The organism is Pirellulales bacterium, assembly GCA_033762255.1.
Classification (GTDB): Bacteria; Planctomycetota; Planctomycetia; order Pirellulales; family JALHPA01; genus JANRLT01.
The window spans coordinates 55,215-67,134 of the sequence record JANRLT010000027.1 but is presented as its reverse complement, the minus strand read 5'-3'; the positions used below and the strand labels follow the sequence as shown (position 1 = coordinate 67,134).

At 56.3% G+C, this 11,920-nt stretch carries 11 protein-coding genes; 7 read left to right on the top strand and 4 right to left on the bottom strand.

Annotated features, from left to right (window positions below; genetic code table 11):
* Positions 1 to 11: 11 nt before the first annotated feature.
* On the bottom strand, positions 12 to 800 hold the full coding sequence (locus SFX18_08130; GenBank protein ID MDX1963106.1) for an IS5 family transposase: 789 nt from the start codon (positions 798 to 800) through the stop codon (positions 12 to 14).
* Positions 801 to 913: 113 nt separating this feature from the next.
* Here SFX18_08130 and SFX18_08125 point away from each other — a divergent pair, with 113 nt between their 5' ends.
* The 5 genes from SFX18_08125 (at position 914) to SFX18_08105 (ending at position 3,715) form a co-directional block, all read left to right on the top strand.
* Positions 914 to 1,339 (top strand): hypothetical protein, encoded by a 426-nt coding sequence (locus SFX18_08125; protein ID MDX1963105.1) that lies wholly within the window; start codon positions 914 to 916, stop codon positions 1,337 to 1,339.
* Positions 1,340 to 1,457: 118 nt separating this feature from the next.
* Positions 1,458 to 2,240, top strand: a complete 783-nt coding sequence (locus SFX18_08120) for a hypothetical protein (protein ID MDX1963104.1) — start codon at positions 1,458 to 1,460, stop codon at positions 2,238 to 2,240.
* 83 nt (positions 2,241 to 2,323) lie between these two features.
* Positions 2,324 to 2,875, top strand: coding sequence for a hypothetical protein (locus tag SFX18_08115; protein ID MDX1963103.1), 552 nt, complete (start codon positions 2,324 to 2,326; stop codon positions 2,873 to 2,875).
* A gap of 118 nt (positions 2,876 to 2,993) precedes the next feature.
* Positions 2,994 to 3,308: a hypothetical protein gene (locus tag SFX18_08110; protein ID MDX1963102.1), complete on the top strand. Its 315-nt coding sequence runs from the start codon at positions 2,994 to 2,996 to the stop codon at positions 3,306 to 3,308.
* A 203-nt stretch (positions 3,309 to 3,511) separates the two neighbouring features.
* The gene (locus SFX18_08105) at positions 3,512 to 3,715 is read left to right on the top strand and encodes a hypothetical protein (protein ID MDX1963101.1); all 204 of its coding nucleotides are present in this window, start codon (positions 3,512 to 3,514) and stop codon (positions 3,713 to 3,715) included.
* A 981-nt stretch (positions 3,716 to 4,696) separates the two neighbouring features.
* On the opposite strand, the gene SFX18_08100 is transcribed toward SFX18_08105, so the two are convergent.
* Positions 4,697 to 4,963 carry a hypothetical protein gene (locus SFX18_08100; protein MDX1963100.1) on the bottom strand — a complete coding sequence of 89 codons (267 nt, stop codon included), beginning with the start codon at positions 4,961 to 4,963 and terminating at the stop codon, positions 4,697 to 4,699.
* A 166-nt stretch (positions 4,964 to 5,129) separates the two neighbouring features.
* Here SFX18_08100 and SFX18_08095 point away from each other — a divergent pair, with 166 nt between their 5' ends.
* Together SFX18_08095 and carA are read left to right on the top strand one after the other, a co-directional pair.
* Positions 5,130 to 6,209 carry a class I SAM-dependent methyltransferase gene (locus SFX18_08095; GenBank protein ID MDX1963099.1) on the top strand — a complete coding sequence of 360 codons (1,080 nt, stop codon included), beginning with the start codon at positions 5,130 to 5,132 and terminating at the stop codon, positions 6,207 to 6,209.
* Between the two features lie 427 nt (positions 6,210 to 6,636).
* Positions 6,637 to 7,833, top strand: coding sequence for a glutamine-hydrolyzing carbamoyl-phosphate synthase small subunit (gene carA / locus SFX18_08090; GenBank protein ID MDX1963098.1), 1,197 nt, complete (start codon positions 6,637 to 6,639; stop codon positions 7,831 to 7,833).
* Between the two features lie 214 nt (positions 7,834 to 8,047).
* Here the strand turns inward: carA and SFX18_08085 are convergent, their stop codons facing one another.
* On the bottom strand, positions 8,048 to 10,321 hold the full coding sequence (locus SFX18_08085) for a site-2 protease family protein (GenBank protein ID MDX1963097.1): 2,274 nt from the start codon (positions 10,319 to 10,321) through the stop codon (positions 8,048 to 8,050).
* Positions 10,312 to 11,472 carry a 1-deoxy-D-xylulose-5-phosphate reductoisomerase gene (dxr, locus tag SFX18_08080; GenBank protein MDX1963096.1) on the bottom strand — a complete coding sequence of 387 codons (1,161 nt, stop codon included), beginning with the start codon at positions 11,470 to 11,472 and terminating at the stop codon, positions 10,312 to 10,314. Before dxr ends, SFX18_08085 begins: the two co-directional genes overlap by 10 nt.
* Positions 11,473 to 11,920 lie beyond the last annotated feature (448 nt).

Sequence of the window (11,920 nt, the reverse complement as noted above, 5' to 3'; positions counted from 1 at the left end):
AGAGCGTGTCTTCAAATAAAGTATTTCCTATCGAGTCGTTTGAGCATGAGTGCGATCATGGAGATGTAAATCATGCTTTCACTGGATTCGGTATTTCGTTCGTAATCTCGACTGTGTCTGCGGCAGCGCATCAGCCAAGCGAAGGTCCGCTCGACGATCCACCGCTTGGGCAAGGCGACGAACCCCTTGATACCGACTGGTCGCAGAATCGTTTGCAACAGCCAGCCAAAGGTTTCTTTGACCAATGCCGGCAAGCCATCGCGGCCGTAGGCGCTGTCGGCGAATAGTACCCGCAAGCGTTTGAGGCCCAGTAACCGTTGTAGCACGAACCAGACCCCCACTTGATCTTGCCAGTAAGCTCCATGCACGACCACGGACCAGATCAAACCGAGTGTGTCAACGGCGATGTGCCGCTTGCGGCCGGTGATCTTTTTTCCCGCGTCGTAGCCCCGTTCTTCACCTCCTTCGGCGGTGCGGATCGATTGGCTGTCGATGATCGCCACCGAAGGCGTGGGTTGTTTGTCCGCTTGCTTGCGGACAAGTTTGCAGAGTGCCTCGTGCAGTTGCCGCCACAGGCCGTTCCTGCGCCAGCGGCGAAAGATCGTGTACACGCTCTTCCAATTGGGAAAGTCGCTGGGTAATGCCCGCCACTGGCAACCCGTGCGATTCAAATAGAGAATCGCGTTGGTCACCCACCGCCGACACAGCGGTGGCCGGCCGCGGTCGGAGGGTGCTGGCAAAAGCTTCTCTACAATCTTCCATTGCACGTCCGTCAAATCCGTAGGATAATGCGTGTCCATCGCTATGGCTCCGTCCTTGAAGTGAGATTCCAAGAGACGGAGTCATAGCGATTCTGCTCATTTCAGGCAATTGAAGACAGGCTCTTAGAAGCACATTGACATCCCTCTACTTTATGACAAGCGTGTACGCGTTCGGCGGAGGTGTGATGCAAGGTGTGATGAACTACCCAGCGTGGAAGCTCATTGGTCTGGCGGAGTTCCCTGCTTTCCACCAGTCCATTGATGGCCGAATTTTCTTATTCTTCGTTCCAGTCTTCTTTCTCAGCGTCCCAATAAGTGTTTTGATGATCTGGTTCGGGCACCCTGCTATTTCAATCAAACTGCGTACGGTCGCGGCGCTGCTCACGATTCTGATTTTCATTGTTACTCTAGCGCTGGCGATCCCTATCCAGGAGAAACTTGCCGTAACGCAATCCACGGAGTTGATAGACGAGTTGATTTGGTATGATCGTTACCTGAGGACGATTCCTGGACTAGTTGTGATGGCGATCAACTTTGCGATGCTTCGGCAGCTTATGCGGCCAGAGCGGCCCATCTGAATTCGCGAAAGTCGCAGAACAATCCAATGCACGCGAGTTGCGGGTCGCGCGTTTTCCAATGGTCAGATCACTCGCCGCAACCGCGTGATTGGTGCCGTTCTGCCACTGAAATTACAACGTGACATCTGAACTCGAGACATGGGAACGAAAGCATTTCGTGGCCGGTGGCGGCGACCCGATGTTGTTTTATGTCGTTTACGGTGAGATCGAGGCAACAGCTCCCCTGTCACGCAGCAGATACCGCTCCAACGGCGCTCCCAATGGCGTCGATGTCATGTCGTACGGCCCAAGCTCGCACCCTGATGTCCCCGGCAGCTTCCGCGACGGTTACCTCTGGGACGAATTTGCGGCGAATGATCCCCAACTCGCTGCAACGGTCGAGCGATGCGAACATTGCATGATCTTGCGTGGCACACCGACCGATTCATCGACGCTCAATTATCTGCGCGACACCGTGGGCCTGATCACCTATTTGATTGATCACGGCGGATGCGCGGTCTACGATCCATTCATGTTTCGCTGGTGGCAACCGTCAGAATGGAAACGACAGATATTTGATCCTGCTGGTGCAGTCCCACGCCACCACGCGGTGATCCTCGTTTCCGAAGAAATTGATCCTTCATTGAAATGGTTTCACACACGCGGCATGCGGAAATTCGGCAGGCCAGATATCAGCGTTCACAATGTCGACACCGAACTCGAGGATGGGGTCATTGATCTCTGCAATCGCTTAATCGAACATCAAGCATTCGGCCACGTTGTCCACGATGGCAAACAGGTTAAAATGGCTTCGTTGCCATCTGGCGGCGTCATTCGACATCGCGGTGATTTGGATGATCCCGACTTCAACAACTTTCACCTGGATGTGAGTTGGCCACAACGCGGCAGAACAAAGCGGTGAACCGGAGCCGCCGATCGCGCGGATTTTGAAATCAGAGTTTTCTGGCGGCGGCCCGGTCAACGCCAGCGTTATGCCACAAAGACATGCCCGACGAATACCAACGCCAACTTCGTGAACGCCTTGAACGGTTGCCATACGCCGATGTGCCCGCACCGTGGCGGGTTGTTGGCGGTTCCGGCATCGGCGGACTCACCGAAGTTGGATTCGCCGACAATTCCGACGACCTTCTCGTCGTGTCGCACCAAGGACGTGGCCTATTCGATTGCCTCACCGGCGAACGACTTGCACGCGATCACGAAGAATTCTTCGATAACTCAGATGACTCCGGGATGACCGCACCCGGAATTGGCAGGCACGAGAAAACCATCTTTCGAATGGCCGGCTTGCATGGTGGTGGACTTGCAACCTATACCCGTGACGGCTGGGGCATTCATGTTGTTCATTTGCCATGGCCAATTCATGTCTTCTTTCTGACTTCGAATTACAAAGAACTGAATGACGACACTGGACACATCACAAAAATATGTAACGATGAACCGTGCTCATATCGTGCCGCTGGGTTCTCTTCCACTGGACGCTCGTTGGTGATCGCGACGTCGTGTGAACTGACGATCTATGGGCGAGACATGGCATAACAAAGCGTTGCACGCCGAGCCGCCGATCGCGCGTTTCCTGAAGTCAAGTTAACTCGCGGCGGCCGGGTGAACGCCGCCGTTAGGCCACTGCGAACACAACACAACCAAACACCACATTATGCCAGAACATTGCGTCCAAGTATTCCTGAAGCTATCCAGCGAACACGGCTCTGCTGAAGAGGTTGAGAGCATCCACGAGTTGACCGACGAGCTTGCCGAGGCCATTGAGGAGGAAGAGGCCGGCGAGTTTGACGGCGACGAGTTCGGTGGCGGTATCTGTCGGCTCTTCATGTATGGCCCGGACGCCGACAAGCTTTTCGACGCCATCAAGAAGCCGTTGGTTGCCTCGGCGCATTCTAAAGGCGGTCACGCGATCAAACGTTACGGCGAGGCATCTGACCCGAACTCAAAAGAGGTTCGAGTTGATTTATGACGTGGCCTAACCAGAGCGCTGCAGCGAACCGCCGCCCCGCTGGGCAGGCGGACGGTTCGGATAATTTGTTCGCGACTGTTGCAGCCGACCGGGCGTTTCCGGCGGCGGTCGCTGAGCTTGGTCGTTCGTGCATCAAACGGACAGGTACGTGCTACATGACATTCCTTTACACATTGCCCCCAAAGAATCGTAGGAGTCAATCAATGCTGAGCTGGATTCTGGCAATCTTTGTATTCGTATTAGGAGCGAAAACCTTCACGAAGGATGGGATACCGTTGACACGAACAAAGAAACTCAAAGGTACCGGTGGAAAGATCTGCGGCGTGCTTTGCATTTTGTTCGGGCTGTTTCTTGTCTTCGATGGGCTTCTCGGCATGGCAAACATTGCTCAGCTATTATCGCGGTGACTACTTTGCAAAAATTGCTTTTCAAAGGTTGGTCTACGATGGCAAATACGGGCTACAATCAGTGTCGCACTTACATTCAATGTCTATTCCACAATCATCAAAATGACTGACTCTCGGATTGTACAAACGCGGGATCGCTGACTTAGTGGTCAGCGTAGTTGATGCAAATTTTAGCACGAACAATATGTTGGACCGAAGCCCCCGACGGTCTGTTTCGTAATGGAAGCTTTGTTGCCGGGGGCTCGGTCAACATTGGCGTTCGCTGGTATACAAGATGCTCTCAACTACGACAACGACGAGGGCTCGCGTCTGGGGCACGAAGAACGCGTGGAGCCTGTCTCCGGTTCGAACTGCCGATGAGCCGAATCAGGAATGTGATGTTGAATTGGAAATCCAAGGAGACGACCGGAACGGGTACCACTTGGTGATGAGCCCACACGGGTTCTTCACGGCCGACTCATGGCATCAAACTAGACAGGAAGCCCTGGACGCGGCGAGGGAAATATTTGGCGTGCTTCCCGAAGCTTGGTCGAAACCAACTCGAATGAATTCAAACTAGCGAACAAAGCGGTGAACCGGAGCCGCCGATGACGCGGGTTTTGAAGTCAAGGTTTTTTTGGCGGCGGCCCCGGCTGCTGAGCTGTGTCTTTCTCCGCATAGCGTTTCATCAGGTATCTGGCCTTCTTGGACGGGCCGAGTTGCGACTGATTTCCCGGAATGACGGCGGACCAACTCGCCTGCTTCGGTCACATCGACCGAAGCAGGTTGCCCAGCAACCGCCCTACCGAATTCGACCAACGCCGATGCCGCTGAAAAAAAGTTCTAACGGTGTCTTGTCGCTCCGAGTTTGTTTGATTTTCAGCCCTTCGGCGAGCACGTCGAAGGGCTTTCTCATGACTGCGACTAGACTTACGTCGCTGACGGTGCGGTTCAAATCAATCGCCTGCAAGCAGCTACAACGCGACGGGTCAGCAGGACATCTCACGCATTCAAATGCGCCGCGTCGACCCTGCGGCTGGTAACGGAGGCTCCCTCTGGCAATGCCGGACAATGCTCCCGCGCTGGCCAACGGTTTAATTCCTCTCCCCGGACAATCCAAACAGGGTGATGGGCCGTCGCCCGCAGCGTCTCGCCCTTGATCGTCAGTCTGATCAGCTTGCCGAAATAGTTGCGCGAGCGGGTGTTGGTGACAATGCAGCGTAAATAACACTCATTATGAGGAAGGATTTTTTCTGGGCTTCCACGCACACCAATTGTAAGACTTATGATGATTATAAGTGATTTCGTTTGATTCACGGGGCGGGAACGGTCGTGCTCCCCTGGTCTTTACGCGGGTGAATGCCTCTTTTTCCCTTACCGCAACCTAGACTTTTCGTGATGTTACCCTGTCAAGAAAATACGAGGTTGCGTTTCGATGAATTCCGCCCAGTTCCAGTTGCATGCCAATATCGAACAATCCCATTGGTGGTTTACCGCCCGGCGGCGAATTGTGGGTCGGTTGGTTGATGAACTGCTGGGACAGGGAGAGGCGGGAGACGGGAGCTGGGAGACGGGAGGAAAGGCAGGGAACAGGGGAGAGGCGGGAGATGGGAGGCGGGAGGCGGGAGGAAAGGCAGGGAACAGAGGAGAGGCGGGAGACGGGAGGCGGGAGACGGGAGGAAAGGCAGGGGTAAGAGGACAGGGGCTAGGGGGCAGGCATGTGGATGACGCGACCTGCAACCATCTCAGATCTTCTGGCCTGCAAATTTCAAACTGCAAACTTTCAAAGCCACTCATCGTGGATGTCGGTTGCGGCACGGGGGCCAATCTGGCCGCGCTGGCCAACCGGTATCATTGCGTGGGGATCGATTCGAGCGCCGAGGCTATCGCACTCGCCCAGGCCAGATTTCCGGGCGTGGAATTTGTGCGAGGGTTTGCCCCCGATGACCTAGGCGAGACCGCGCGAAGGGCAGATCTGGTCATGCTTAATGATGTGCTAGAGCATGTCCGGGACGACTTTTTGCTGCTTTCACGCATTCTGGCGGAATTGCAGCCGGGGGGGTTCGTACTGATCACCGTCCCCGCGGATTTGGCGCTGTGGAGTCGTCACGATGAAAGCTTTGGCCATTTTAGACGCTACACCACCCCCCGATTAGAACAGCTATGGGCGGACCTGCCGGTCAAAACGCGGCTGCTGACCCACTTTAACACGCGCCTGTATCCCGTCATTCGGACCATTCGGCAGGTCAATCGTTGGCGTGGTCGGTCGGCGGGCGCGGCGGGGACCGACTTTGCCGTGCCGTTTGGGCCGGTCAATCAGGCATTGGAACATATTTTTGCGGGTGAATCCGCTGTGCTGTTGTCGGCCTTGCGCGGAAGGCGGCGGGGTTATGCCCGGGGCGCCAGTCTGTTGGCCGTGCTCGAGCGTTTACCGGGAGAAATACAGGCCCGCGGCAAACCGGTGTCGTTAGAGCGGGATTACTATGATCCCGAGCGAAACGTTTATGTCAATTAATTACATGAATGAATAGTTTTAAAAACCGCCCGGCACATGCCGCCCCTTTGTATCCGCTCCCGGCGTTTTTTCCGCTTTTTTCTATTTCTTTCCCGGCGGTTCGCTTCTACCTGCTGGCCCCTCGCGGAATTCCACGGATTTTGCTAGATTAGCCATGTTTGTCATGCAGGATATGTCGCCCCCCAGCGCATAAAAAAAGAGGACTCTTGCTCGCCGGACAAGAATCCCCTTGGTTGGCTGTCCTCAAGCGCCCTTGGCGTGCAAGCGCGTCTTGCGGAGACCCACAGCCTAATGAGAAACTTCGGGTCGCCGTGCCGTGGAACTCCAGCGGACAAGCCTTTTTTTTCGTAGCGACCGGGGGAATCACCCCGGGATGTCCGCACAATCCGTATAATTTATCGAATAACATTACTATCTCTCCGCGCCCATGACACAACCCGCAAAACTTGCCCTCGAAGACGGGACCGTTTACACCGGCACGCAATTTGGCGCTATCGGTGAAGTGGCAGGAGAAGTCTGCTTCAACACCAGCATGACCGGCTACCAAGAGATCTTGACCGATCCCAGCTACCGCGGGCAGATCGTCACGATGACCTATCCCGAGATCGGCAATTACGGCATCAACACCGAAGATCTAGAAAGCGAAAAACCACATCTGGCGGGTTTTGTTGTTCGCCAAAATAGCCGCCGGGTTAGCAATTATCGCGCGACGGGCAGTTTGCACGAATACTTGCGACACTGGAATATCCCCGGACTGGCGGAGATCGACACCCGGGCCTTGGTCCGGCGAATCCGCTCGGCGGGGGCGTTGCGGGGGGTATTGTCTAGCGTGGACATGGACGATGCCAGCCTTATTGCCAAGGCGCGGCAGTCAGCGGGGCTGGTGGGGCGGGATTTGGTCAAAGAGGTCATGCCCACCGCGGCCAAGTCCTGGGACGAAAAGCTGCATCCGTTAATGACGTCCCCCATGACCAACGCGATCGTGGAGAATTGGTTGGGTGAGGGAACAAGTTCTCACGAAGGGTCGGGGGGAACGGGTTCAAGAGATCCCGCGACTCCCCCGCGGCATGTGGTCGCCGTGGATTACGGCATGAAGTGGAATATCCCTCGGCATTTGGCGGAGCAGGGCTTTCGCGTCACGGTTGTGCCGGGGACCAGCACCGCCGCCGAGATTCTGGCGCATCAGCCGGATGGGGTCTTTTTGTCAAATGGACCCGGCGACCCCGAACCGCTGGCCTACGCGGCGGGTACCATTCGCGATCTCCTGGGAAAAACCCCGATTTTTGGCATTTGCCTGGGCCATCAATTGCTCAGTTTGGCCTGCGGGGCCAAAACTTTTAAATTAAAATTCGGGCATCGGGGAGCAAATCAACCGGTGCTTAATCATGCCACCCAACGCGTGGAGATCACGTCGCAAAATCATGGGTTTGCCGTAGACCCCGCGACCTTGCCAGCGGAATTGGCGGTGACGCACACCAATTTGAACGACGGCACGATCGAAGGTGTCCGACACACGCGTTATCCCGCCTTTAGCGTCCAATACCACCCCGAAGCGTCCGCTGGCCCGCATGACAGCCAGTATCTATTTGGAGAGTTTCGCCGGTTGATGGACGAACAAAAGTAGCGCGTGAAAATGAGGATGGGGGGGATCGTAGCCCGCGGGTTGGAGCACAGCGAACAACCGTGGGTAAAAGGTCAAACCGTAGGTAAACGGGCAAAACCCATGAACTCCGCTCTCACGGAGTTGGGGCAACACTTGATAAGTTGGATAAAAAACCGCGCTCTGTTTACTGGTGATTGGTAGGACCATCCATCTCTGGTCGAGTTATGCCGCGCGGCTAAAACCGCGAGATCAGCCCAATATCCAGGCTGATGACAAAGAGCATCAAGCCGAGCAGCAGCAACAGTCCGGTAATGGTCAGGTATTCCATCATGCGGGGATTGGGGGGGCGGCCGGTAATCCCCTCATAGGCTAAAAAGACCAAATGCCCCCCGTCCAGCACGGGTATCGGCAAGATATTCATCACCGCCAAGTTCGCGCTGAGCATGGTTAAAAAAAGCAAAAACGTGGAAAAGCCCTGGCTCGCCTGGGCACCGGCGGCCCCGGCAATCGTACCCGGTCCCCCCAGCATTTTGACCGAGATCTCCCCCGTAAACAGCTTCCGCAAAAACGCCACCACCATCATCAGGCCGTTGCTGGTTTCTTCCCACCCCTTGGCGGCCGCGGCGGGTAATTCCAGCGGCGTTAGCGGAAGCCGCGCTTGCGCAAACTCCAGCATGCGAAAATGCCAGTAATTCTCTGGTTCATCCGTGGCAAGTAGGGTTACGTCTTTTTCATTGCCCGCGGGATCGCGTAAAAACAACTGATATTCACGCTCGGGATGGGCCAGCATCAATCCCAGCAAAAAACCGGACCAGCTGTCAGGCGCTGATTTTCTGATCGAGTTTTCGGGCAAGACAAACACATACGGTTCACCCGGACGGGCGAACAATCTTCCCGGCGGGGGTTCCGGCGGAGCCAGCGGTAAAATCCGTTCCACGATACTCCCGGGCAAAATGCCCGCTTTGTCCGCGGGACTATTGGGTCGCACGGACGCTACTTTGGTGCTCAGCTTACAAACGACTCCCAAGCTGGGTAATGAAAGCGGTTGATTGTTGCTGGGATCAAACTCCACCCAATTGACGGGTCGGGGTTTAATGGAGATATCCACGGTTTTTTCACCCCGTTTGACGGTCAGGGAGACATCCTGCCCCGCCTTTTCCCGCAACAATTCATCCAGTCGCAAGGGGTCTCCCGGTGGCTGCCCCGCGATGGTCAAAATCTGGTCGCCGATTTGCAGGCCCGCGGCTTTGGCGGGAGAGTTCGGCTGCACACCGGTAATAGGCCCGAGCGTCATCACCAAGCCAAAGCCCCGCACCGGGACGGGCGGAATGGTAAAGTCAAGTTGTTTAGGCGCGGGGGGAGAGGGGGAGTCGGCGGGGATATTTTTGTCCTGCCGCTCGATGGTGATCTTGATGGGCTTGGCGGGATTTTTGGCCAGTGCGGCGGCAAATTCGGCGTGACTACCGATCGGCTGCCCCTCCACGGCAATGACCTTATCCCCTTTCTGCAAGCGGGATTCCTCGGGCAAGTCCTTCTTGGTCAACACCGCCAGCGGCCCATAGTGGGGGACGGGGTCTTTGATGAGTTCCAGCGTGTAGGCGGCGGCCACGCGCAACAACGGGATGCCCACATCGGATTGGGGTTTGACCCGCAATTCCAGCGATTCTTCTCCGCGGCGAACTTCCACCTTTGCCCCCAACTCGGCGTCATGGCTGGAAAGCGTGACCAGTTCCCGCATGTTTTCAAAACTTTCCACGGGCAAGTCATTGATGCTCAGGATTTTGTCCTGGGCCTGTAGACCCGCCTCCCAACCCGCGCCCCCGGGAATAACTTGGCCCAAGATGGGGGCGGTTTCTTGCACGCCCAGCATAAATGCCAAAGTCGCCATGAGAAACGCAAAAATAACATTCATGATCACGCCGGCGGAGATGATCGCCGCGCGTTGCGGGACCGACTTTGACAGATAGCTGCGGGGGTCATTCAGGCTGGATTGCAGATGCACGATCCGCTGGGTGATTTCCGCCTCGGTCGGCAGTTGCTCTCCCTTGGCCAGCCGAATTTGATCGGTTTTGCCGGCGCGGATCAGCTCTTGTAAATCGGAAAGCTCCTTTAGCTCCGCAAACGCGGTGGCGGGATTGTCTTCTTGGCCCAGCATTTTGACGTAGCCCCCCAGGGGAACCAGGCCGATGCCGTAGGTGGTTTCACCGTAGGAAAACTTAACCAGGCTGGCGGGTACGATTCGGCTAAAAAACTTGGACTCGGCGGCGTTTTTGTTGAACAACCTCCGCAGCCGGTTCCCCAGGCCGTCCAACATCAAGCCAAAGGGGACGTCAAAGCCCAGGTAAAACTTGTCACAGCGGACGCCGCAGGCCTTGGCGACCAAAAAGTGCCCCAGTTCATGGACAAAGATCACAAACCCCAGCCCGGCGGCCACGGTAAGAATGGTTAGCCAGTTCCCCGGCTGCAAAAACCACCAGACGGTTTCAATAAAATTATAAATCAAGAACATACGCGCGCGGTGACCTCCTGACGGGCCCAGCGATCGACGGCTAGCAGCCGTTCGAGCGTGGGTTGGGATTCAAAAGTATGAGCGTTAAGGACGCGGCGGCAAACCGCGGCAATTTCGGTAAAGGGTATTTCCCCCGCTAAGAATTCGGCGACGGCCGCTTCGTTGGCGGCGTTGAGCACGGCCCCCGCGGTGCCTCCGGCGCGGGCCGCCTCAAAGCCTAGCTCTATCGCGGGAAACCGCCGCGTATCAACGGGGGAAAAATCGAGTTGGCAGGCGGTTTGCCAATTCATTTTTTTGGCGGGGCCGGGGACCCGCGCGGGATAAGTCAGGGCATACTGGATTGGCAGCTTCATGTCCGGCGGGCTAAGCTGCGCCATGACGCCGCCATCACAAAATTCCACCAGCGAATGAATCACCGATTGCGGGTGAACTACCACCTCGATTTGTGCTGGCGAGACGCCAAACAACCAGCGCGCTTCGATAATCTCGAGCGCTTTATTGAGCATCGTGGCGGAATCAATCGTTATTTTTTTGCCCATCGACCAGTTAGGATGGCACAGCGCTTGATCAACGGTGACGCGAGCCAGTTCGTCCAGCGGCAAATTGCGAAACGGCCCCCCGCTGGCGGTCAAAATCAATCGCGCGACCTCGTGCGGGCGGCCCGCTTGCATTGCCTGAAAAATGGCCGAATGTTCGCTATCCACCGGCAACAGCGCGGCACCGGTTTGCCTGGCCAATTCCATGACCAGCGGTCCCGCCATCACCAGCGTTTCTTTATTGGCCAAGGCCACGCGCTTGCCGGCGGATATCGCCCCCCAGGTGCTGGGCAGTCCCGCGCTCCCGACGATCGCGGCAACCACGCAATCAATTTCCGGATGGGCGGCCAGCTCCTCCAAATGCTCCGGCCCGACCAACAACTCTGTCTGCGGCGGCAGGGAACTCCAATCCTGGGCGCGTGCGGCTTCCTGGTCGGTAATGACGAGCCAACGAGGCAAAATCTGCCTGGCCTGGGCTAGTGCCTGCGCCGTCCCCCGATGGGCGGAAAGGGCCACAATGCGTAGCTCCGACCGCAGGGCAGTCGCCACAGCCAGGGTGTTCTGCCCAATGCTGCCTGTGGAGCCAAAGACAGCGATAGATTGAATGCGGGACATGCCGGGCGGGCCAAGCGGAAGTTATTTTGGGGAAAGGGGCAAGCTAGGGGAGAATGGCGCGGAACTTAATCTTGGGAAATTCGTACTATTTGGTATGTCCCCGGCGACAATGGGGTAAAGGTGGGGTAACGAGCAACAAAATCAAGCAGAAGTTAAGGAAATAACCGCACCGCCTAAAATAATCCGACAAAACCCCCGGGGGGAATGGCAATTTTAGGCCCGCCGCCAGCCAAAACGACCTGCTTATCAAAAAAGACCGCCATTCCCGGTTCTCCGCGGAAGGGATCGGCCCAAGGCCGTTGAACGACTGCAACCCCCCTTGCATTCGTACGCAGCAGCCGGGTCTGGGGTTGAGGACGCCAGTTTTTTTTCGTAACTGGATTCTATAGAATGACTTCGGACATCACAACCCGCAAATCCGGCACCAGGGGATGCGTCGGAGCCAGGA